The following is a 22,511-nucleotide window of genomic DNA, read 5'->3' as shown; positions in this document are numbered from 1 at the left end:
CAAGGTACTTGCAATACCCCAACCCAGCGTCGTTCGCATGGCTCTCCTGGTCAATACCGGCCTTGGCAAGGAAATCGAGGTAAATGAGACTGTTGGTATTTCACAATAGCTGGGACAGTATTTGACTTCGGGGAGCTTAAGCTTCATGCACGCATCTGGTTTCAATGAAGACACTGCTCTGGTGCGTAGTTTTAGCGTTTACAGGTCCTTGGCATGGACCATCAGGCAGTCCCAGGCACGGGCGGGGAGCAGGGCATGAAGGGCGACCAGAGGTTTGGCTCCGAAGCCCAGAAGGTAGCGCGGACGGGGATGGCGTACCGTCGAAGCACGGACGATGGCCTTGGCAATGGTTGATGGTCGGGTCAAATGCCTGCTGGAGTAAAGCTTGCGCAATCCAGCAGCAGCTTGGAACCCTGACTTTCGATAGGCACTCTTGCGGGTGACCTTCTGAAGATGGTCGGCGGCGATTGCGCCCCAGTTGGTGGCGATGGCTCCAGGCTCGATCAGGACCACGTCGATGCCGAAGGGGCGGGTTTCCATGCGTAAAGCGTCGCTGAAGGCCTCTAGGGCGTACTTGGTGGCATGGTACCAGGCACCCATATAGGTGACCATCCGGCCAGCCATGGATGAGGTGTTGACGATCCGGCCGCGTCTGGCCCGGCGCATGGCTGGCAGCACCAGCTGGGTCAGTCGGGCGAGGCCGAAGAGGTTGACCTCGAATTGTCGCCGGACCTCGTCGATGGAAACCTGCTCGACTGGGCCATATGAGCCGTAGCCGGCGTTGTTGACTAGTAGGTCGACCCGCTTCTCCTTCTGCAGAATTCGTGCGACGGCCTTCTCAATGGAGGCGGAATCGGTCAGGTCCATCTGCACGGCCGTCACCCTCTTGTCGGCCAGTGGCTTCAATCGTTCGACTCGTCGTCCTGCCGCATATACCTGGTATCCATGATCGGCGAGCAGGCCAGCGGTTTCATACCCGATGCCGCTGGTGGCTCCAGTGACCAGCGCCACTCGATTGGTCATACTTATCACCCCTTCTGGCTGGTGTCTGTGAATCGTGGCTCCTGCTTTTCTTTGAGGCACAGTATATGACAGCATTTCGTTGCAAGGACATAAAAAAGCCAGACGAGGGCGGTCTACCCGTCCACGCCTGGCAATGCGACCATAGCGAAGATCTTATGCCTGCACCCTTTCCAGCAGGAGGTCGTTCAGCTCGGCAGCTGTTGGATAAGCCTTCTGGGTGCCACGGCGCGTGACGCTGATTGCAGCGTATCTGTTGGCGTGCCCCAGAGCGGTTGGCACATCCTCGCCCTGCGTGTAGTAGTGGGCGAACGAGCCGATGAAAGCATCTCCGGCGCCAGTGGTATCCACGGCTTCAACCGTGACAGCAGGCACCAGCAGCTCCTGGTCGGCGCTGACCCATAGGGCGCCCTTGCCGCCCATGGTGACAATCAGGTTGCCTACTCCGCGCCTTACCAAGTTCCGTGCTGCGGCCTTGATCTCATCCAATGTCCCTGTGGGCATTCCTGTGAGCGTGGCCAGCTCGGTCTCATTCGGTGCGAAGAAGGCCACTTTGGAGACATAGTCGATGTTCAGATCGTCATTTGCTGGAGCAGGGTTCAGCAGTACAGGCACGCCGTAGTCCTCTGCCAGTTCAATGGCATGGTAGTTGGTCTCCAAGGCGATCTCCTGTTGGAGAACGACCAGTTTCGATCCCTTGATCAGGTCTTTTTTATCGTCCAAGGCGGCTGGTGTGAGCTGTTTGTTGGCGCCTTTGACGATCAGGATCCGATTGTCGCCGCTGGTGTCCACAAAGATGGGCGCCACGCCGCTGCTTCCATCGGCGATGCCGATTCCATCGGAGCTGATGCCGTTGCTGCGATAGTTCTCCAGCTGCTGTCTGCCGAATTCGTCCCTGCCGACCATGGTGATGAAGCTGACCTGTGAACCCAGACGGGCGGCGGCGATGGCCTGGTTGGCCCCCTTGCCGCCGAATCCCATCTCGAATTCAGGAGCCTCTACGGTCTCTCCTTCCACCGGCATGCGATCGACAAAGGTGGTCAGCTCATACATGTTGGAACCGATGACGGTGATGTCAGCCATATTGTCCTTACCTTTCCAGGCCGGTAGTTACCAGGAATGAACGTGTTTCCTGGGGCTTCAGATGGATCAGGGTGCCCGCCTTCTCAGCGGCGGCGCGGCCCTCAGGCGTGCTGGTGCCGGGCAGCGCAAAGGCCGCCACCTGTTGGTCGGCGTTGTACAGGATCCAGCGGGTGACAATGGGGAATTGCTCCGTGCTGAACCGTGTCAGGAAGTTGTGTTCGGCATTCAGATGGAGCCGGAACTCGGCCACATCCGTAAACTTGGTCAGGTTCTGGGAGAAGAAGACGATCTCAGGATCGTAGTGGCTCTCGTCGTTCAGGTCGTTGATCAGCTCGCCGCTGGCCTTGAGCTCTTCGTTGTAGGCCAGCCATTGCGGGGTGGGATGGACGTGGGCGGGAACGGTCTGGCGCAGACGGAAAGCCTCGTCAGGCACGTTCTGCTCCATGTGCCCGTCATGCACGTAGGCGTAGTTCATATGGCACATGTATTGCAGAGGCATGGTCTGGTAGTTGGAGAGGTTGGTGACCTCCAGGCCGATGTCGAAGAGTCCGGAATCAGCGTGCAGGGTTACGGCTGGCCGGCTCAGGTAGTGGTCGCCGAACCCTTTGACATATTCGAATTGCCCATGTATTGACATGGTCCCATCTCCGAATCCCAGCCAGGCGCTGTCCATACGGCTGGTCGGAGCCTCGCCGTGGAGTTGGTAGTCGTCCTCCGGGGCCGGGGTTCCGCCGCCAAGGAGTCCTGACGTGAACTGGAAGCAGCCGTAGGTATCTGCTATGGCCGTGCCGGGAAGGGGTTGCGAGAACATGTCCTTCATCTTCAGGCTGATGGAGTCGAAGACCGCATCCCAGATGATCAGGCCCATGTAGGGCAGGACGGTGAGCTGGCCGCGCGAGTTCTCCATGCGGACCGCTTCAACTCCTGATGGGTAGGTGAAGGTGACGGCTTTGAAATCGTCGTCCTGATAGAGGGTGAACTCGGCCGGGCCGAACATGTCATGATTGAGGTGAAGCTGTTGCATGATTGGTTTTCCTTTCATTGGTTTTCTCGAGCGCCTTCAGCCTTGAAAGCGCGCATCTTTGCTGTGGAATAGACGCAGACGACCGCGAAGCAGACCACATCGACCAGGAAGGACAGGGACATGTTCGAGATGTCTGCAAGGAATCCCTGCACAACAGGGATGAAAGCCCCGCCCACGATGGACATGACGATGATGGCGCCCGCTGTTTCCGTGTGGCGCTTATCGGTTACCGTCTCCAAGGTCTGGGAGTAGATGGTGGCCCAGCAGGGTCCGAACAGGCCCGAGACGATAATGGCCGCATAGACGGCACTCATGTTGCGCACCAGGAGGATGTAGACCAGGGCAGCCAATCCGAATGCCGAGAACCACTGCAGGACCCGGGAGGGGTGCATGGACTTCATCATGAAGTTGGCGATCACCTTGCCTACGAAGAAGGCGACATAGCTGTAGATCATGAAAGTCGATGCCGAACGTTCATTGATTGAGGAATTGAGCTCCATGGCCAATCTGATGGTGAAGGACCATACAGCCGTCTGCATTCCTATATACATGAATTCGGTGAAAATTCCCCAAAGGAAGCGGCGATTGTGCGCAAGATAGGCCAGTGTCTCGCCGATGCGCGCTTGAGGCTGCTGCTTGGTGGAATCCACCCTGGGCTTGCCTGAAGGGAACTGCGTCAATGCGAAAAGCACTAGGGCGACCAGCAGGACGAAGATGATGTATTTGTAAGGCAAAAGCGTATGTTGAAGGGCGCGCTCGCCGAAGGTGATGCGGGCCTGTCCGTGAAGCCCTTCCATCTGCTTTTCAAGGCTCTGGCCTGCACCGAAGATCAGGTATTTGCCCAGCAATATGCCCGCTATGGCGCCGAGCGGGTAAAAAGTCTCAGAGATGTTAAGCCGCAGAGTGGCATACTTCTTAGGTCCCATGAGGGAGCTGAAGGTGTTGGCCGAGGTCTCCAGGAAGCTTAAACCGCAGGCCAAGGCGAACAGGGCGATCAGGAAGAAGCCGTAGGTGGCCATGCGCGAGGCTGGGAAGAAAATCGAACAGCCGATGGTGTACAGCGAAAGGCCGATCATGATGGCGACCTTGTATGAGGTCTTCTTGATGATGAGCGAAGCCGGTATGGCGATCAGAAAGTAGCCCAGATAAAAGGCTGTCTGTACAAAGGCGCTGGCGACATTGGACAGGGTGAAGATGGTCTTGAACTGGGTTATGAGTATGTCATTGAGACTGGCGGCCGCTCCCCAAAGGGGGAATAGACAGGAGAGCAGGATGTACTGGAGCATCGGCGTCCTGTCCAGGTATCCATCATCCAATTCCTGCGCGCGCAGTCTGAATGGATGAAAGGATGCTTTTGGACGCTTCTGTAAGGTTGTTGATTGCATGAACCCCTCCTTGGGTTTGCATTCGGTGGCCGCCGCATTGCGTGTGCCGAGAATATAAGAGTCGGTCCGGGGGGCCGGCCCCCGGACGCCGAGGTCAGGCCTTGCCGATGATGGCCATGCTGGAGCTGGTGCCCAGCCGTTCCACACCTGCCTTGATCAGGGCCTCAGCCTCTTGCCTGGTGTGGATGCCGCCGGCGGCCTTGATGTGAATTCTGTCGCCGACTGCTTGTTTGATGACTTCGATGTCGTGCACACTGGCGCCACGGCTGGCGAATCCAGTGGATGTTTTGACGAAATCAGCGCCTGCGTCGGCCACCAGCCTGCTGGCCCGCGCGATCTGCTTATCGTCAAGCAGAGCTGTCTCGATGATGACCTTGATGACTTTTCCTGCCTGATGCACGGTCTCGACGACTGCACGAATATCCTTGGCAACGAGCTCCTCTCGACCGCCCGTCATTTCGCCGATGTTGATCACCATATCCAGCTCATCGGCTCCGTTTGCGATGGCTTCCCGGCTTTCGGCGACCTTGCTGGCTGTGGTGTTGGCACCCAGGGGGAAGCCGATGACGCAGGCAGTCAGGACATCCGAACCTTTGACCCGCTCATGGACGTGGGAAACCCAGTAGGGATTGACCATGACCGAATAGAAATGATTGTTCAGGGCTTCGTCGATGACCTGGTCGATCTGAGCGAGTGTTGCCTCCGGCTTGAGCAGCGTGTGATCGATTAGGCGATTGATCTGCATGATTGTTACCTCCTTGTGGGCATCACTGTAACAGTCAATGCACGGAAGTAAAATGCTAAAATGAACATATGTTCAAAACTGAAGCTCGAACATCACATGACCTGACGCTGTCATTGGCTGCTGTTTCCGCACGACTAGGAGAAGAGGAAGTTTCATGATCGACGATGAACAGCATAGGAATCAAGCTGTCACAGTCTGTCACTGGTATTACGAGGAGGGCTTGGGTCAAAACGCCATCGCCCGCAGACTGGGCGTTTCTCGCCCGACGGTTTCGCGTCTTCTGGCCTACGCCAGGCAAGAAGGGCTTGTCCGCGTGCTCATCACTGATCCCCAGGCTGATCTGCAGTCCCTGGCCAGAAGACTCAAGGTGGCTTTCGGCCTGCGCGAGGTCAGGCTGGCCTATGACTCGACCGGCGATGAAGATGCCATCAGGGACAAACTGGGTGCTGTTACAGCAGATTACCTGGCTGAGATCGTCGGCGATCACGACCGGCTGGGCATCAGTTGGGGGAGAACCCTCAAGGCTGTAGCCGATCATCTGCGCCCTAATGAGCACAAGGATGTATCGGTGGTGCAGTTGAAGGGAAGTGTCTCCGCATCTGACTTCAACAACTATGCCGCGGATATCGCCTTGAAATTCGGCATGGCCTTCGGCACCACCACTACAGTGCTGCCCCTGCCGGTCATCTTCGACAACGCATTGACTCGGGATATTGTGCTCAAGGACCGTTTTATAGACAGGATTGTTCGTCAGGGCGATCGGACCGATATCGCCTTGTTTACCTGCGGAACCGTTCGTGACGATGCCATGCTCTTCAAGCTGGGATATCTCTCCCGTAGGGAGATTGCCATGCTGCAGCACAAGGCTGTCGGCGATGTGCTTTCACGATTTATAGCTCCTGACGGCTCCATTGCGGATGACGGCATTGACGCAAGAACGGTGGGGATACAGCTTGATCGGTTGCGCAAGAAGCCATGTTCCATATTGGTGGCGGGAGGGCCTCCCAAGATAGCATCCATGCGTGCGGCGCTTCTGGGCGGCTATGCCAACGTGCTGATTACGGATTCGCAGGCTGCCATGCGTCTGTTGGAGGAATAGGCGAACCTCTGCAATCGAGGGAATTGCGCTGCTTGCCAGTACACAAGCGTTTGGTCAAATAATGGTCGCGCTCGTATGATTGTTGAAACACCGCTGTACGCTTACTATCAATGCTGATTGTAGATTCCGCAGGAGGTTTCAGCATGCAGGGCACACGATTTACCTATTGGTGGCACGGATTCGATCTGTGACGCCGCGTGCCTTGTAGGAACGGTTGCATGGATCGGAACCCACCGGCCCTGCAGTCGTCGACAGCATTTCCCGTGCATCGTCACCGCATAGTCGGTAGGGCAGCACCAGCGACAATGGTTGAAGTAACCGCATGGGAAAGGACAAGCCAATGACATTGGCGGATCATATGAATGCCAGGGTCAAAGCTCTGGCGCCGAGCGACATTCTCGAGTTCAACAAGGAGATCGCCGGGATAGACGGCATCGTGAAGCTGACCCTGGGGGAACCGGACTTCTTCACCCCTGAGCACGTCAAGCAGGCGGGCATTCAGGCCATCCAGGACAACCACAGTCATTACACCGAGAGTCGCGGCATGCCCAGTCTGCGCAAGGCGGCAGCCGACTATCTACACGCCAAGTACGGGCTGGACTACGACCCTGACACGCAGATGGTGATTACGGCCGGGGCCACCGGGGGCATCTTCTCGGGCCTTACCGCCATGATCAACCCGGGCGACACGGTCATTCTGCCCACGCCCATCTTCCCTCTCTATATCCCCATCGCCCAGCTGAGCGGCGCCAAGACCGTCTTCGTCGACACATCCGATGACGGCTTCATTCTCAGGCCGGACAAGCTGGAGGCCGCCATCGAACACAGCGATGGTCCGGTCAAGGCCCTGGTGCTCAACTATCCGACCAACCCCACCGGGGTGACCTACGCCCGCGAGGATCTGGAAGCACTGGCCCAGGTGGCGCGCAAGCACGGCTTCTTCGTGCTCAGCGATGAGATCTATGCCGAGCTGACCTACCAGGGCACCCATGTGTCCATGGGCACCATTCTGCCTGAGCAGACGGTCGTTCTTGGCGGGGTTTCCAAGTCCCATGCCATGACTGGATGGCGGGTCGGCATCGCCGCTGGCCCGGCCGACGTCATTGACCAGCTCAGCAAGGTCAACGAGTTCACCATCACTTCGGTGACCACCAACGCCCAGTATGCGGCCCAGGAGGCTCTGACCAAGGGCATGAATGACACGGATCCGATGCGCGAGGCCTACCGCAAGCGGCGGGACTATCTGGTCAAGGCCCTGCCCGAGGTCGGTCTGGATGTCATCGATCCCAAGGGCGCCTTCTATATCTTCGCCCGGTTGCCTGAGGGCATGCGCGACAGCTGGAGCTTCGTCTACGACCTGGCTCGAAAGGCCAAGGTGGCGGTAATCCCCGGAGCAAGCTTCGGGCCTGGGGGAGAAGGCTACGTCCGCATCTCCTATGCTGCCTCCATGGAGGATCTGCACACCGCGGTGGAGCGAATCAGCGACTATATGCGTCAAAATCGCGGATGATTCCCCTGGGATTCATCCAACAACCACTCTCTATCAACCATCAACGAAGACAGTTACCAAGGACTAGAAAATGACCAGTATTCTCATGTATTCAGTACGCCCCGACGAGCAGGAGGCCATTCAGGCCTGGGCGCAAGCCAATGACATTCAGGTGGACACCACCGACCACGATCTGGGGATGAAGACCGTGGACATGATCAAGAGATACGACGGTATCGTCATCCAGCAGCACGCGGCCCTGCCCGAGCCCGAGCTCTACCAGCGGCTCAAGGAGTATGGCCTCAAGCAGCTGACCCTGCGGATCACGGGCTATGACATCGTCAACCTGCAGGCCGCTCGGGAGAACGGGCTGGTCGTCACCAACGTGCCTGCCTACTCGCCCCGGTCGGTCTCCGAACTGGTCCTGGCCCAGGTCATGCGTCTGGTCCGGCATCTGGGGGAGGCCAGCGCTCGCGAAGCCAAGGATGACTATACCTGGGCTGGGCTTCAGGCCCACGAGATCCACAATCTGACCGTGGGGATCATCGGAGCCGGCAAGATCGGATCGGCCGTGGCCAGGATCTTCCGGGCCCTGGGCTCCACCGTGATCGCCAATGATCCGGTTCACCGCCCCGAGCTGGCAGACACCCTGGACTATGTGGATCTGCCCACCCTTTTGAAGCGGGCCGACATCGTCACCGTCCATACGCCGCTGGACGAGACCACCCATCATCTGATCAATGCGCAGGCCCTGGATGCCATGAAGCCCTCAGCCTTCATGATCAACGCCGCCCGTGGCCCTATTGTGGACACCCCGGCACTGATCAAGGCCCTGCAGACCAAGTCCATCGCCGGTGCCGCCATCGACACCATCGAGGGGGAGGCCGGCATCTTCGATAAGGATCTGAGCGGAACCAAGGTCGACAACCAGGCCCTGGAGACCCTCAAGGCCATGCCCAATGTGGAGGTCTCGCCCCACATCGGCTTCTACACCGATGCCGCCGTGAACGCCATGGTCAACATCTCCCTGAACGATGTGAAGACCATCCTGGAGGGCGGCACCAGCGAGCATCAGGTGGACTGAGTCCATGGTTTATGCCACCCGGACCGGGCGCCGACCTGCTCAGGCTGGGTTCTGAGCAAAGGTGATGGTGCCCCGGTCCGGGTCCATGCTTTCCACGATGGCCAGGGACTTGAGGTTGTAGCCCTCTTTGCGCAGGGTGCGGCCGCCCTCCTGGAAGCCCTTCTCCACGGCGATGCCGATGCCCTCGATGACGACCTTGGCATCATGGCAGATGTCGATCAGACCGTGCAGGGCGTTGCCCTTGGCCAAAAAGTCGTCAAGGATCAGCACGTGCTCGCCCTCCTTGAGGAAGCGCTTGGCCACGATGACGGGGTACTCACGCTGCTTGGTGAAGGAGTAGATGCGGGCCGTGTACTGGTCGCCGTCAAGGTTGATGGACTGGGTCTTCTTGGCGAATACCACCGGCACGTCCCCGAAGTGGCGGGCGGCCAGGCAGGCGATGCCGATGCCGGATGCCTCGATGGTCAGAATCTTGTCGATCTTGTGTCCAGCGAACAGGCGGGCCCATTCAGCGCCCATGTGGTCGAAGAGCCGCACGTCGCACTGATGGTTGAGGAAGGCGTCCACCTTGAGTACATTGCCAGGCTTGACCGTGCCCTGGCGGCGGATTCGCTCCTCAAGTTCCTGCATGTCATCGTCCTTGTCGTCATGAATGCGGGGCCCCTATGGTCCCGACGGATAGACACCAAGATAACCCGGTTCTGGGACTGTGGTCCGGCTGCCCTGATCCGCCAGGTTTCACCTCCAGCGGATTGGAGTGTCTTCCTGGCGTGTCAGCCCGTCAATCCGCGGATTCAAGGCCCTGACTGTTACAGTGAAAATTGACCGCAATGGTCACGCATCGTCACGGTGCGTTCAAGGACCTAAGGAGGACCATATGGGGATTCTGGATGATGCAAAGGATGCCATGAAGTCTGCCGGCGAGAAGATTTCCGATGTCGCTGGCGATGTAAAAGACACCGTTATGGACAAGGCATCCGATGCCAAGGACGCCGTTGCCGATAAGATGGGCGACGCCAAGGACGCTGCCCAGGACAAGATGGGCGACGCCAAGGACGCCGCCTCCGACAAGATGGACCAGGCCAAGGCCGATGCCAAGGTCGGCAAGGCCAAGGCTGAGCAGGGCGCAACCGAGGCTGTCAACAACGCCAAGGACCAAGTGCGCAACTGACTGGGTCATCTCGACTTCCCCGACTAAACCCCGTTCGCTTTCCCTATTCTCAAGGCGGACGGGGTCTTCTATGTCTGCTGGTATGTCTGCCGGCTAACCCATGAGCCAAGATCGATGACACCGCTTTGTGGTAGAAATAGTTGTCTGCCGGGTGTGCGCCATCCGGCCTGAGACGGTGACCGAGACCAGATGGCAAGAGGTGGCTTGTGAACGAGGAACCGGACTTGATCCAGCGCAGCGCCAAGGAGCTGCTCAAGGGGCTCAACGATCGGCAGGCCGAGGCGGTGCAATACCAGGGCCCGGCCCTGCTGATCGGAGCAGGCGCAGGCTCGGGCAAGACCAGGGTGCTGACCCGCAGAATCGCCTGGATCCTCAGTCAGTTCGGCGCCTGGCCCAGCCAGATTCTGGCCATCACCTTCACCAACAAGGCGGCCTCCGAGATGCGTGAACGTCTGCGCAGGCTGATCGGGCCCGTGGCCGACCGCATGTGGGTGTCCACCTTCCACTCGGCCTGCGTGCGCATTCTGAGGCGGGACGGCAAGGAAATCGGCCTGCGATCAGGCTTCACCATCTATGACACGGCCGATTCCGAACGTCTGATCAAACTGATCGGTAAGGATCTCAACATCGATCTGAAGCGCTACACCCCCAGAAACATTTTGAGCCGCATATCCGACTACAAGAACAACCTGCAGGATTGGCGCACACAGTTGCAGGAGTACGCCCCCGACTACCGGCCCGGGCAGCGCGGCCAGCAGATCACCGCCCGCTTCGGCAACGAGGAGGAGCTCTACTCCGTGGTCTACGCCGAGTACGAGCATCGGCTGGCTCAGGCCAACGCCGTCGACTTCGACGATCTGATCGTGCGCACGGTCCAGCTGCTCCAGCAGTCCCCGATGGTGGCCCAGTATTACCACCATCGGTTCCGCTACGTGCTGGTGGACGAGTACCAGGACACCAACCATGCCCAGTATGTGCTCATGCGCGAGCTGGCCGGTGCCGATGCCGACAAGCAGGACCAGGCCTGGATCACCGTGGTGGGCGATTCGGACCAGTCCATCTATGCCTTCCGAGGGGCTGACATCAGCAACATCAGGGACTTCGAGAAGGACTTCCCTGGAGCCCGGACCATCCTCCTGGAGCAGAACTACCGTTCCACCCAGACCATTCTGGATGCGGCCAATGCCATCATTGTCAAGAACGAGGGCCGCAAGCCCAAGAAGCTCTGGACCGCCCTGGGCAAGGGGGAGCCCATCGTGGGCTATGCCGCCGACAACGCCCAGCAGGAGGCTGCCTGGATCGCCACCGAGATCGCCCGGCTGCGCAGCGAGGAGGGCATTCCCTACTCCGACATGGCCATCATGTACCGGGCCAACGCCCAGTCCCGCGCCTTGGAGGAGGGGCTCATCAACGCCGGCCTGCCCTATCAGCTGGTGGGCGGGACCCGCTTCTACGAGCGCAAGGAGATCAAGGACGCCCTGGCCTACCTGCACGCCATCGCCAATCCCCAGGACGATGTGAACATGCGACGGATACTCAACGTGCCCAAGCGGGGCCTGGCCGCACGTGCCGAGGCGGCGGCGACCTCCTATGCGGATCTGCATCAGGTCTCCTTTTGGGAGGGGGTGCAGCATATCGAGGAGGTGCCCGGGGCCTCCACGCTGATGGTCAAGCGGATGAAGGCCTTCAGGGATCTGATCACCTCCCTGACCGACTTTGCCGCAGAGCACGATACCAAGCCATCCCAGATTGTTGAGAAGGTTCTGGAGGACTCCGGCATGCTGGACGAGCTGCGCAAGTCGGTGGATCCGCAGGATGCCTCCCGGCTGGAGAACCTTGGCCAGCTGCAGTCCGTGGCCGCCGAGTTCGAGCAGAAGACTCCTGACGCTACGTTGGCCGGTTTCCTGGAGACCACGGCACTGGTGGCCGACTCGGACCAGCTGCCGGGCCTGGGCGACGACTCGGGCAAGGTGACGCTGATGACCCTGCACACGGCCAAGGGCCTGGAGTATCCGGTGGTCTTCCTGACCGGCATGGAGCAGGGAACCTTCCCGCACTCCCGCTGCCTGGAGGATACCGATGAGATGCAGGAGGAGCGTCGACTGGCCTATGTGGGCGTGACCCGTGCCAAGCGGCGTCTCTACCTGACCCGGGCGGCCGTCCGCTCCCAGTGGGGGCAGGTCAATGAGATGCTGCCCAGCCAGTTCTTGGATGACATCCCTGACGATCTGATCGACTGGAAGCGTCGGCAGGCCGGCAACGAGCGGATGCGCGCAGGCTGGGACCTGGGTGACGACGAGGACGAATTCGGCGGCTTCGAGGATGAAAGCGACGGCCGTGCATTCGGTCATCGTTCATTCGGCGGGTTCGGCTCCGGCTTCGGCTCTTCCCGCAATGGGTACGGGCGCTCGCGGGCCTCCTCGCAGCGGTCGTTCGGATCATCGGGTTACGGCTCCCGCGGCTCCTCCTCCAGAAATGGAAGGGTCACGACTCGGCGGAGCACGACAAGCCCGTCGTCAACCTCGCACGCTGGCAAGGCCTCGGTCCAGCCCAAGTCGAACGGCCTGTCCATTCAGGACTTCTCCCTGGGTGACAGGGTTGCCCACGACCAGTATGGCCTGGGCAAGGTGGTCGACATTCAGGACAAGGGTCACAACTCGGTCCTGACTGTGGACTTCGGTTCCGAGGGAACCAAGAGGCTGATGCTGCGTTTGGCGCCGATCGAAAAGCTCTAAAGGACTGAGACTCCAAAAACTGTATGCTCACGACTCTTGTGCAGACAGCCATTCCACAGCGAGCTGGGTGCGGTTGGCCAGGTTGGTCTTGGCCAGGATGGCTGAGATGTGATTGCGGACGGTGCCCTCGCTGAGATAGAGACGCCTGGCGATGGCCTGATTATCGAGGCCGTCGGCCACCAGAACGACGATTTCACGCTCGCGGTCAGTCAGGGTTTGGAAGCGCCGGGGAGCAGGCTCAGCTGGGTCCTTTCGCGTCTGCTCCTCCTGCTTGCCAAGTGACAGGTTAGCCACGGCCTCGGCTCCAAGAACCGTCTGCCCTGCCATGACGGCTTGGAGGGCCGGCACCACTGAGGCCACGTCCTGCTTGATCACATACCCCTTGGCTCCCAAGGCCAGGGCGCGGGAAATATATTCCTTGTCTGCAAAGGTGGTCAGAAAGAGCACCCGAGCAGCCGGATCCAGGGCGATGATGCGCTCCGCCGCCTCCAGGCCGTCCATGCCAGGCATCTGTACATCGAGCAGCAGCACGTCAGGCCAGCCGCCAGTCGCTTGGAAACAATCCAGGGCTGACTGGCCGTCATTGGCTGTCCAGATCACGTCTGCAGTACCGGTTGCCGTCAAAATCGTTGACAGGGACGAGCAGACAATCGGATCGTCATCAGCGATAGCGACTTTCATGCCATGACCTTCCTATCCTCTCCATGCTCAGCTGCGCTGTGGTTGGACCAGGGCTCCTTGGGCAAGGATACGAAGACCTTCCAACCCTGTCGGTTGGGGCCGCTGTTGGCCGTGCCGCCCAAGGCCCTGGCCCTGGCTTCCATATCAGCCAGTCCCATGCCGCGCTGGAGCCTTGACTCTTGAGTGGGCGAGCTGTCAGGCTGCGAGTGCTGAATTCCGCCGTCGTCCTGCACCACCATCTGCCAGAAGGCAGGGAGGTCGCGCAGAATGACCTGCGCCGACCTGGCTGAGGAATGGCGGACCGTATTGGTAAGGGCCTCGCGAACAATGGTGGCCAGGCAACGGCACACTGGTGCAGGCGCTGTCTCAATGCCGTTGTTCAGATCGACCTTCAGCCGCCCCATAGAAGCCTCGGAGCTGGCATCCTCCATCTGGGATGCGAAGTCGGTGCCTTCATCCTCCAAGTCATGCACCGAACGACGGATTGTGGTCATGGCTGCATCCAAGGTCTTGCCGACATCACCCAATATCTGCTCGGTACTCTGATCGCCCTTGCTTTGCGCAACCACCCGGCCAGCCTGGATCTGCATGATGGCTCGGGTGAGCAGGTGACCCACATTGTCATGAATATCCCGAGCGATCCGGGTCCGCTCGGATAAGTGCGCCATTCGGGTCGCCTGGGCCCGCTCTTCGTCCAAGTCGTTGATGCGGCCGTGCAGTTGGCGAATCCGGTAGCGCTCGGTGTCTTCAATCTGCCAGACACGACCCTTAGCCACGGCCAAGTGTGCACATGCCAGTCCGCCGCCTTGCGCCAGTGCTGATGTCAACAAAGTCAGCAGGGCATAGCGCTGGGTGAGGCCTGTGAACAGTATGAGGTCGGCCATGGCCGGTATCAGCCAAAAGAATGCCGGCAGCAAGGCCAAGAGCAGCCTGGGCCGGGCAAGCCCGGAGTCCTTGGCTCGGGAATCTTTCATGCCGGCTGATCTGATAGCCGGAACCATAGCTCCGAGTCCGACCCCCGCCTCGAAGGCCAGAGCCGGCAAGAAGAAAAGCCAGTCTTGAATGAACATTGCCAAAAGCGACACCAGAGCGCCGCCCCAGATGGAACCTGGCGCTGGCAGCAGCCATTCACACAGGGCTCCTGCGGCTATTGAGGCCAGAAGCCCGGCGATCAGGGTTCCTGAAACCCCTGAACCATACCACGATCCGCACAAGGTCCCCAGACCAAGCAGGATCAGCCAGCCAGCTATCCTGCCCATGAATGCCTCCTTGCCCTGTTACCTATTGCCTCAAATAGTAATTCTCGGGCTACCCGTTCCTGAGCCTAGGCGCAGGCAGGACCACCCGTGACAAATGTCATAGGTTTGATTTGAGCATCCACAACTTTGATGACGGCTGTCATGGTGTTGGGCCAGCCCAGGCTGGGATGATGGAGTTATGAACAGTTCACGTGAGCAAGAGCCGGCCTTGAAGGTCAGCGCATTGGTGAAGCGCTACGGTGACATGGTGGCCTTGGACCACTTCGACATGGAAGTCAATCGCGGTGAGGTATTCGGACTGCTTGGCCCCAATGGTTCAGGCAAGTCAACCGCCATCAACTGCATACTGGCCCTGCTCAGCTTTGAATCGGGGACGGTTCGCATATTCGGGCAGGAGATGACCCCGACCTCCTACGACCTGAAAAGTCGTATCGGCGTGGTTCCGCAGAATGTGGCTGTCTTTAACGAACTGAGCGTGCAGGAGAACATCGACTATTTTTGCTCCCTCTATGTGCCCAAGAAGGCCGACCGCAAGAATCTGGTCGAGCAGGCCATCGACTTCGTGGGGCTGGGCGAATTCCGCAAGTTCCGACCCGGCAAACTGTCTGGCGGTCTGCTGCGCAGGCTCAACATCGCATGCGGCATCGCCCACCAGCCTGACCTCATTTTCTTTGACGAGCCCACCGTCGCTGTTGACCCCCAGAGCCGCAACGCCATCCTGGAGGGCATCGAACGGCTGAATACCGAGGGGGCCACGGTGGTCTACACCAGCCATTACATGGAGGAGGTGGAGCAGATCTGTACACGGATCATGATCATGGATCACGGCCGTCAGATCGCCCTGGGCACTGCCGAGGAGCTCAAGGGCATGGTCCAGGCCGGCGAGCAGGTCACCGTCGAGACCCTGGATCTTCAGGACTCCACTCTGGCCCAGATCCGTGCCCTGCCCCTGGCCCAGTCCGTCGACTATGACGGCAAGGAACTGGTTATCCACTGCAGACAGGGCGAGCACAACCTCCAGGACGTGCTGACGGTCCTGGAATCCACCAAGACCAGCTACGGCCACCTGACCAGCCGTCCGCCATCCCTGAACGACGTGTTCCTGGAACTGACCGGCAAGGAACTGCGCGACTGAGCGCGGTCCATAGGCTCGATTGCCGTAAGGAGCACCTATCCATGTGGAACTCATTCCTGATCAACGTCAAAACCTCGATACGCAACACCTCCTCCCTATTCTGGGTTCTGGCCTTCCCGGTCATTCTGGCCGCTCTGATGCTGGGCATCATGGGCAACCTGCAAGACAGTTACACTGCCGAGGCACAGCACTTCGCCATAGTCTCGGACGCCAACTGGAAAGCCAGCCCAGGTGCTGACGAACTGGTCTCATCGCTATCGAAGAAGCCCAAGGCTGGGTCTGACGACACTCAGCTGCTTATCCCGACGACAGTGGCTTCCAGGGAGGAAGCGAACACGCGTCTGGATAGCCGGAAGGATATTGGTTACCTGTACGCGGGCTCTGACGGACTGGTCAACATGGTCCTGTCCGACCGCGAAGCCGCCAGCATCCAATCCGATGCAACCGCCTCAGAAGGCATAGCGGTCTCCATTCTGTCCGCCTCGCTGGGCAGTTTCAACCAAGCCAATTCCGCAAGGGCAGCCATTGCCTCACCAAGCAATCAAATTCTGTTGCAATCCGGCGGACCGACCTACACCAGGCAGATCCGCCTGACGCACATCCACCCATCTATGACCGCGCCCTACTTCTTCGCTGTGCTGGCTATGGCCTGCCTTATCGGTGCCAGCACCGCTGCCGAGATGATTGCCAGGACTCAGCCCAACCTTTCAGCCTTGGGAGCCCGACGAGCCAGTTCTCCCAGTCCCAAGTGGCGGCAGGCAGCGGGCGCCTTTCTGGCCTCCTGGCTCTTCTCCGCAGTCAGCCTCCTGGTTGCCTACATCTTCGTCCGCACAGTCTGTGGAGTGCAAACCGGTGGTCGCGACCCGATAGCCCTCATAGCCATCGCCGTAGGCACCTTTATGGCCACCGCTTTCGGCTCTATGATGGGCGCGATTCCCAAACTCCCCACCGAGACGAAGGTTGGCCTGGTCATAGGAATCGACTGCACGCTGAGTGCCTTTATCGGCCTCTACGGCAGCCTGGCTATGGACCTGAACAATGCCATCCAGGAGCATGCTCCCATCCTTCACCTGCTCAACCCGGTCAAGCAGGTCTCCAACCTCTTTTACGACATCGTCTACTACGACAGCCTGGCACCCTTCGCCCGCACCTGCGGCATTCTGGTCACTATGGCTGCCATCTTCCTGGCCATCTGTGGTCTGCTCCTAAGGAAACAACGGTATGAATACTTGTAAAACAGCACTGCGCGTCATCTGGGCGCATAAGTTCTACCTCCTCCTGTATCTAGTGGGCATGAGCCTGATCATGATTGTCATCGGTTCCACGAACATGCAGGCCGCGGTACGTGCCAATACCTCAAGCTCGGTTGGTCGCTTTGAACCTGCGCAGGCGAAAATAGTCGTCATCAACCGAGACTGCGATAACCAGGCTGGTTGCGCGATGGGCCAGGGTCTGGAGCAGTATCTGGGCAAGTCGGCCCAATTGGTGACAGTCAAAGATGAGCCTCAAGCCCTGCAGGACGCCAATGTATCCGGTAAAAGCGATTTGACCGTTATCATCCCAGCCGGATATGGCAACCGGTTCCTTGATGCGCTTGACGACACTGCTGCCCAAGCTCACAGCGGCGGTAAGACACCGAGTTTTCCTAAAGTTGAAACGGCTGCCTCCTATAATTCCAGCCGCGGCAGTCTGGCACAATTGCAGGTGGACAGTTATTTTGATGCTCTTCGTACTGCCTTGCTTACGGGTCTAGGCCAAAAAGGTTCGATGGAGCTGCATTCATCTGCGGCGGTCAAGGATGCGGCTGCCTATGCAGTAGCCCACTATGCCGGCAACCAGCCACATATGGGCATCCATGCCAGCCCCAAGACTGATAACCATGGAGCTTTGTTGAAAGGCTTCGCTACGACAGTCGGCCTGGCTGCTTTTCCCTTGATGACGGCATTGACGGTCTGCGTTGCCACACTCTTCGGGGCCTTCAGTTCTCCCGACCGACATCGACGCCTGCTTGCCTCTCCAGTGCGGTCAAGCAGCCTGAATGGACAGGAGCTCACGGCAGCCCTCATCCTGGCAGGCTTCTCCTGGGTATACTACGTGGCACTCGTTGCCTTCAGCATGGCGGCATCGGGGGTTTCCCTGGCTTCGCTTGGCTGGGGGAGGGTGCTGCTGAGCTTTTTCGTCATGCTGGTATTCGCTGTATCGGCGGCATCCTTTGGATTCATGCTTGCTCAGTTCAATCCTTCTTCTTCGCTCATAAACTCCGTCGGGGTCACCTTCGGCCTGGTGGTTATGTTCACCTCCGGGTCAAGTTCCGGCGGCCCCCTGCCTCCGGTCATGCAGACGATCGGCAAACTGACGCCGGGCTGGTGGTACAACACTGCAGTCCAATCAATCATGGATTCGAGCGCAGCAGGCTTGGCCTCCTGGGGCCTTCCGCTGACCGTGGTTGCCTTGTTCGCGCTGGCTTATGCCTGTGTCGGCCTTATGGTCTCACGCCTGACACGCACCCGGGCCACCCTGGTCGCTCCTGTCAGCTCCGACCCCAGTATGATCGGGTAGTTTTTCCGGATTCATATCATCTTTCTGTCAACGGTTTTGCTTACGGTAATCTACCGAATATAAAATAATTTTGGATAATAGAGCAAAAACCAAATGCAACACAACTGAAGAAGTAAATGATATGAACATACTCGTTATTCAAGGATCACCCTATGGAGGTAGTTTTAGCCATACCAACGCCCAGGCTTATGCGCAAGCTGCCCGGCGTAAAGGCCACACAGTCGAAATGATCGACCTTAGCCAGGAAGACTTTGACCCGGTGCTTCGCTACGGCTATGCCAAGCACATGGAGGACGAATCAGCGCCTAAGCGTTATCAAAACATGGTTGCCCGAGCTGATCATCTGGTCTTCGTCTTCCCCATTTGGTGGGCGGGCGAACCGGCCATCCTCAAGGGCTGGCTGGATAGGGTACTCACGCCCCAATTTGCCTACCGATATGAGAGCAGCCTTAAATCGGAGGGACTGCTCAAAGGCAAGACAGCGCAAATCATCAGTAGCAGCCATGGGCCGGCCTTCGTCTCCAAGATGTATGGCTCCACCGTGACCCGATGGAAGTACTCCATCTTAAAATTCTGTGGTATCAAATTCACAGGGGCCAGCATTCTGGGCCGCATCGACTCGAAGGTTGATACACCTGAACGCCGCAAGGCCTTCACTCAGAAGATATGCAATAAAGTGCCCTCAGCAAATTAAGGCCATCAGCCTTATTGAGATACTTTTGTGTCTACGTCGCTAAGTGACGGATCCTAGGTCATCAATGACGAAAAAGCGCCGGCGCGGCATTCAAAAGGCCTTCGCCTCGCTGACTATTCGTCCGGTTTCATGGCCAGCCTGGCGATTAGACATGTCAGCAGTGTCACCAGAACACCCCAGTGATGATCAGGGTCATAGGGCTGTGGTCGATCAGCGGGCCGAAGGCGGCCTGTCCCAGCGGGATCGCGCACATGCACAAGCTGTTGGTCAGTCCTATTACCTTGCCTATCAGCCTTGCGGGGATGTGAATCTGTTCATAGGACAGGGAAGTGATGTTGACCGTCTGCACCATTCCCGCAGCCAGAGCCATGCATCCGGTTACCAGTGCGAAGAGGACATGTGTAGGCGAATGCATGAGCAGTTCTGCTGCAATGGGAAGGAGAACCAGGGCGCTGCCCGAGAGCAGCAAGGGTATCCGTCGCAGATGGAACCAGGTTGGACGGATGGATACCAGAATGGCTCCAAGCAGGCTTCCGCAGGCAAGTATTCCTTCGGCCAGCCCCTGCATGGCATTGCTCAGGCCCAGCGTGCGAGTGACCATATAAGGGCAGGGCCACGTTGACGTAGGAGGCAAAGATCAGATTGGCCGCCAGGCTGAGTCCTATGACCACTTTGAGGTTGCCATGCCTGACCAGAAATTGTGCAGCCTCTTTCGTGTCAGCGACCAGATGGCTCACCAGTGCTTTTGGGCCTTGGAAGTGGCTTTGTGCTGGTTCGGGAATTCTGACGGCGATCCTGATCCAGGCAGCCGACAGAAGGCAGGCCAGGGCGGAAACCCCGACTACCTGCATGATGTAGTCAACGCTGACAGAATGTCCAGCACTGCCATGGTGGACTGCTTGTGCAGCCGGTCGGCCAGAGCTCCGCCCAGAGGCGTCAGGAGTATGAATGGAAGGACGGCCAGAGCGGAGGCCATGCCATAGAGGGATGCTGATCCTGAAATGTTCAGCAAATGAAGTGGAAGGGCGAAGACCAAACATGTCTGCCCTAGATTGGAGAGAATCTCAGTCGTCAGAAGAGCAATGAATGGCGGTGTCAGCAGTCCTTTGCTTGAGGTTTGGGCCTGATCGGGCGAGCTCATATCCCGGCTTCGCCTTGGGCGTCGGTGCCGAAGGATGCGAGCAGGTCGGAGAATCCCTGGTCCTCCAGGGGGATGCCCAAGCCTTGCATGATTGAGAAAAAGCAAGCTGCTCTGGTGCGCAGCTCAGCCTGTGTTCCCCGGCGGAAGAAAGGCAGCAGCCACATGTTGGCCAGCAGGCGGATGATCTCCGCGGTTTGTTCTATATGCTCTACATGCATTGAGCCGTCCTGATTGCCCTGTGTGATCAGGTCGACAAAGTCGTCCCGCTCATCCACCAGGGCGGTGAATTCCATGCCGATCATCTTGGGATTGGCCTTTGGGTTGAATTTGCGGCACATCAGATTCGCGGCCTCCAGTCTTTTTTGCGCTCGCCTGGGGGAGAAGAGCTCGGTGGCGGCTTAGATGATTCGCTCCTGCGTCAGCTCAGGGTGTGCGTTGCGGGCCATGATCGTCTTCCTTTCCGGTCGCTGAGACGAGTTGTCGTTGATTGGTTGGGGGAGTCTGCCAGCCGTGACTGAATATCGTACCGACTGTTGGTATGAATATGTCACGACATACGCACTGCCGTCGGTCGGCCGCATGTGGTTTAATGAACACTTGGTTTGCGCGGTTGTGCGCGAACCTATCTGGAGTCTCAGCCCATCAATGGGTCGGCGGCCGCAAGGTCGTTCGTGCTTGGCACGGTGAAGCATTGGAGAGGCCTGACTCGACGGTTCCGGCCGTCTTCGTTCAGATAACGACAGAAGCAAGTAAGGATTGCATCAATGACTAACATTCAGCGTGCGCGTCGCCAGGTCCGCCTGTCCCGCGCTCTGGGCATCGCCCTGACTCCCAAGGCCCAGCGCCTGTTCGAGAAGCGCCCCTATGGCCCCGGCGAGCACGGCCGCAGCCGCCGTCGCACCGAGTCCGACTACGCCGTCCGTCTGCGCGAGAAGCAGAGGCTGCGCGCCCAGTACGGCGTCTCCGAGAAGCAGCTGCGCGCCGCCTATGAGCGGGGCACCCACGAGTCCGGCCAGACCGGTGCCGCCATGCTTCGCGAGCTGGAGTGCCGCCTGGACAACCTGGTTCTGCGCGCCGGCATCGCCCGCACCACCGCCCAGGCCCGTCAGTACGTGGTCCACCGCCACATCCTGGTCGACGGCAACATCGTGGACCGCCCCTCATATAGGGTCAAGCCCGGCCAGACCATCCAGGTCAAGCCCAAGAGCCAGACCATGGTGCCCTTCCAGATTGCCGCCGAAGGTGTCCATCGGGATGTGCTGCCCGCAGTCCCCGGCTACCTGGACGTGGACCTGGCCTCTCTGAAGGCCAGCCTGGTCCGCAAGCCTGAGCCGGAGGAGATCCCGGTTCAGATCAACATCCAGTACGTGGTCGAGTTCTACGCTCGCTGACCACCAGGAACTTTGGGGCCCCGGTTCGTCCGGGGCCCTTTGCGTGTCAGGATCTGCCACCCCTGCCGGATTGTGGGTGGGATAATGGAGGCATGTTGCTCCATCTGTATGCCGTCCGCCATGGGCAGACCTATTTCAACCGCTACAACCGTCTTCAGGGCTGGTCCAACTCGCCCCTGACCTCATCGGGGCTGGAGGATGCCGATCGTGCGGGCCAGAAATTGAGCAAGGTGAGCTTTGCGGCAGCCTACTGCTCGGACACCACACGCGCCCAGGAGACAGTCCGCAGGATCCTGGCCCAGAACCAGTCGGAGAAAAAGCCCGAACCAGTCAGCGACAGTCATTTCCGCGAGCAGTTCTATGGCTACTTCGAGGGACAGGATATGGCCATGGCCTGGTGGGCTGCAGGCGCTCCCCATGGAGCAGGCACCTACCAGCAGATCGTGGACCAGTTTGGTCTGGCCGCCACCAGGGACTTCCTCAAGCAGGCCGATCCCTTTGGCGATGCCGAGTCCGACAGCGAGTACTGGACTCGCATTGCCGGTGGATTCGCCCTGATTGCCGCTGATCCCCATCTGAAAGATGGCGACCGCGTCCTGCTGATTTCGCACGGCAACACCTTGCTCAGTCTGGTCAACCGCTTCGGCGGCGGGCGTTACGACACCAGCAGCCGCCCAAGCAACGGAAGTGTCACCATATTTGACTTCGATACGGAGGCTCCCTTTGAGCGGGCCCTGCAGGTTCGGTCCTTCAATCAATGAACCGGCTTCAATAGGCCAGTCATGGCCTGGACTGATAGACGGCGCGTGCTAGCCT

At 59.0% G+C, this 22,511-nt stretch carries 22 protein-coding genes; 11 read left to right on the top strand and 11 right to left on the bottom strand.

What is annotated here, in order from left to right; all coding sequences use genetic code 11:
• Positions 1–198: 198 nt before the first annotated feature.
• The 5 genes from RAM15_RS04480 to deoC all read right to left on the bottom strand — a co-directional run bounded on the left by RAM15_RS04480 (position 199) and on the right by deoC (position 5,257).
• A complete protein-coding gene (locus RAM15_RS04480; protein ID WP_306220939.1) occupies positions 199–1,023 on the bottom strand; it encodes an oxidoreductase in 825 nt (274 codons plus the stop codon).
• A gap of 153 nt (positions 1,024–1,176) precedes the next feature.
• Positions 1,177–2,103 carry a ribokinase gene (gene rbsK, locus RAM15_RS04475; protein ID WP_306220938.1) on the bottom strand — a complete coding sequence of 309 codons (927 nt, stop codon included), beginning with the start codon at positions 2,101–2,103 and terminating at the stop codon, positions 1,177–1,179.
• A gap of 7 nt (positions 2,104–2,110) precedes the next feature.
• A complete protein-coding gene (locus RAM15_RS04470) occupies positions 2,111–3,127 on the bottom strand; it encodes an aldose 1-epimerase family protein (RefSeq protein WP_306220937.1) in 1,017 nt (338 codons plus the stop codon).
• 14 nt (positions 3,128–3,141) lie between these two features.
• The gene (gene fucP / locus RAM15_RS04465; protein WP_306220936.1) at positions 3,142–4,512 is read right to left on the bottom strand and encodes an L-fucose:H+ symporter permease; all 1,371 of its coding nucleotides are present in this window, start codon (positions 4,510–4,512) and stop codon (positions 3,142–3,144) included.
• Positions 4,513–4,606: 94 nt separating this feature from the next.
• On the bottom strand, positions 4,607–5,257 hold the full coding sequence (gene deoC, locus RAM15_RS04460) for a deoxyribose-phosphate aldolase (RefSeq protein WP_267430489.1): 651 nt from the start codon (positions 5,255–5,257) through the stop codon (positions 4,607–4,609).
• A gap of 154 nt (positions 5,258–5,411) precedes the next feature.
• Here deoC and RAM15_RS04455 point away from each other — a divergent pair, with 154 nt between their 5' ends.
• The 3 genes from RAM15_RS04455 (at position 5,412) to RAM15_RS04445 (ending at position 8,929) form a co-directional block, all read left to right on the top strand.
• Positions 5,412–6,356 (top strand): sugar-binding transcriptional regulator, encoded by a 945-nt coding sequence (locus RAM15_RS04455; protein ID WP_306220935.1) that lies wholly within the window; start codon positions 5,412–5,414, stop codon positions 6,354–6,356.
• A 340-nt stretch (positions 6,357–6,696) separates the two neighbouring features.
• The gene (locus tag RAM15_RS04450; protein ID WP_306220934.1) at positions 6,697–7,866 is read left to right on the top strand and encodes an aminotransferase class I/II-fold pyridoxal phosphate-dependent enzyme; all 1,170 of its coding nucleotides are present in this window, start codon (positions 6,697–6,699) and stop codon (positions 7,864–7,866) included.
• Between the two features lie 70 nt (positions 7,867–7,936).
• Positions 7,937–8,929, top strand: a complete 993-nt coding sequence (locus tag RAM15_RS04445) for a D-2-hydroxyacid dehydrogenase (RefSeq protein ID WP_306220933.1) — start codon at positions 7,937–7,939, stop codon at positions 8,927–8,929.
• A 39-nt stretch (positions 8,930–8,968) separates the two neighbouring features.
• On the opposite strand, the gene RAM15_RS04440 is transcribed toward RAM15_RS04445, so the two are convergent.
• Complete coding sequence (locus RAM15_RS04440; RefSeq protein WP_306220932.1) at positions 8,969–9,559, bottom strand: xanthine phosphoribosyltransferase; 591 nt, start codon at positions 9,557–9,559, stop codon at positions 8,969–8,971.
• A 247-nt stretch (positions 9,560–9,806) separates the two neighbouring features.
• Here RAM15_RS04440 and RAM15_RS04435 point away from each other — a divergent pair, with 247 nt between their 5' ends.
• The gene (locus tag RAM15_RS04435; RefSeq protein ID WP_045924523.1) at positions 9,807–10,100 is read left to right on the top strand and encodes a hypothetical protein; all 294 of its coding nucleotides are present in this window, start codon (positions 9,807–9,809) and stop codon (positions 10,098–10,100) included.
• Between the two features lie 206 nt (positions 10,101–10,306).
• Positions 10,307–12,835: a UvrD-helicase domain-containing protein gene (locus tag RAM15_RS04430; protein WP_306220931.1), complete on the top strand. Its 2,529-nt coding sequence runs from the start codon at positions 10,307–10,309 to the stop codon at positions 12,833–12,835.
• Positions 12,836–12,862: 27 nt separating this feature from the next.
• On the opposite strand, the gene RAM15_RS04425 is transcribed toward RAM15_RS04430, so the two are convergent.
• Together RAM15_RS04425 and RAM15_RS04420 are read right to left on the bottom strand one after the other, a co-directional pair.
• On the bottom strand, positions 12,863–13,516 hold the full coding sequence (locus RAM15_RS04425; protein WP_306220930.1) for a response regulator transcription factor: 654 nt from the start codon (positions 13,514–13,516) through the stop codon (positions 12,863–12,865).
• Complete coding sequence (locus RAM15_RS04420) at positions 13,513–14,775, bottom strand: sensor histidine kinase (protein ID WP_306220929.1); 1,263 nt, start codon at positions 14,773–14,775, stop codon at positions 13,513–13,515. The genes RAM15_RS04425 and RAM15_RS04420 overlap by 4 nt, the downstream gene beginning before the upstream one ends.
• A gap of 178 nt (positions 14,776–14,953) precedes the next feature.
• Here RAM15_RS04420 and RAM15_RS04415 point away from each other — a divergent pair, with 178 nt between their 5' ends.
• From RAM15_RS04415 to RAM15_RS04400, 4 genes are all read left to right on the top strand, one after another.
• Entirely contained in the window at positions 14,954–15,910 is a 957-nt protein-coding gene (locus RAM15_RS04415; protein WP_306220928.1) for an ABC transporter ATP-binding protein, read from the top strand.
• A 41-nt stretch (positions 15,911–15,951) separates the two neighbouring features.
• Positions 15,952–17,145: an ABC transporter permease gene (locus tag RAM15_RS04410; RefSeq protein ID WP_306220927.1), complete on the top strand. Its 1,194-nt coding sequence runs from the start codon at positions 15,952–15,954 to the stop codon at positions 17,143–17,145.
• A complete protein-coding gene (locus RAM15_RS04405) occupies positions 17,132–18,469 on the top strand; it encodes an ABC transporter permease (RefSeq protein ID WP_306220926.1) in 1,338 nt (445 codons plus the stop codon). Before RAM15_RS04410 ends, RAM15_RS04405 begins: the two co-directional genes overlap by 14 nt.
• A 121-nt stretch (positions 18,470–18,590) precedes the next feature.
• A complete protein-coding gene (locus RAM15_RS04400; protein WP_198200463.1) occupies positions 18,591–19,163 on the top strand; it encodes an NAD(P)H-dependent oxidoreductase in 573 nt (190 codons plus the stop codon).
• A 163-nt stretch (positions 19,164–19,326) separates the two neighbouring features.
• On the opposite strand, the gene RAM15_RS04395 is transcribed toward RAM15_RS04400, so the two are convergent.
• From RAM15_RS04395 to RAM15_RS04385, 3 genes are all read right to left on the bottom strand, one after another.
• Complete coding sequence (locus RAM15_RS04395) at positions 19,327–19,764, bottom strand: hypothetical protein (protein WP_306220925.1); 438 nt, start codon at positions 19,762–19,764, stop codon at positions 19,327–19,329.
• 240 nt (positions 19,765–20,004) lie between these two features.
• Complete coding sequence (locus tag RAM15_RS04390; protein WP_306220924.1) at positions 20,005–20,304, bottom strand: MFS transporter; 300 nt, start codon at positions 20,302–20,304, stop codon at positions 20,005–20,007.
• Positions 20,301–20,642, bottom strand: a complete 342-nt coding sequence (locus RAM15_RS04385; protein WP_306220923.1) for a hypothetical protein — start codon at positions 20,640–20,642, stop codon at positions 20,301–20,303. The genes RAM15_RS04390 and RAM15_RS04385 overlap by 4 nt, the downstream gene beginning before the upstream one ends.
• 426 nt (positions 20,643–21,068) lie before the next feature.
• On the opposite strand from RAM15_RS04385, the gene rpsD reads away from it, so the two are divergent.
• Together rpsD and RAM15_RS04375 are read left to right on the top strand one after the other, a co-directional pair.
• Positions 21,069–21,695, top strand: a complete 627-nt coding sequence (gene rpsD, locus RAM15_RS04380) for a 30S ribosomal protein S4 (protein WP_015021916.1) — start codon at positions 21,069–21,071, stop codon at positions 21,693–21,695.
• Between the two features lie 92 nt (positions 21,696–21,787).
• Entirely contained in the window at positions 21,788–22,456 is a 669-nt protein-coding gene (locus RAM15_RS04375) for a histidine phosphatase family protein (protein ID WP_306220922.1), read from the top strand.
• The last annotated feature ends 55 nt before the right edge of the window (positions 22,457–22,511 follow it).

This window comes from Bifidobacterium asteroides (assembly GCF_030758775.1).
Lineage (GTDB): Bacteria > Actinomycetota > Actinomycetes > Actinomycetales > Bifidobacteriaceae > Bombiscardovia > Bombiscardovia kimbladii.
Note: the sequence above shows the minus strand (reverse complement) of the source record. Positions and strands in the feature narration are given on the sequence as shown.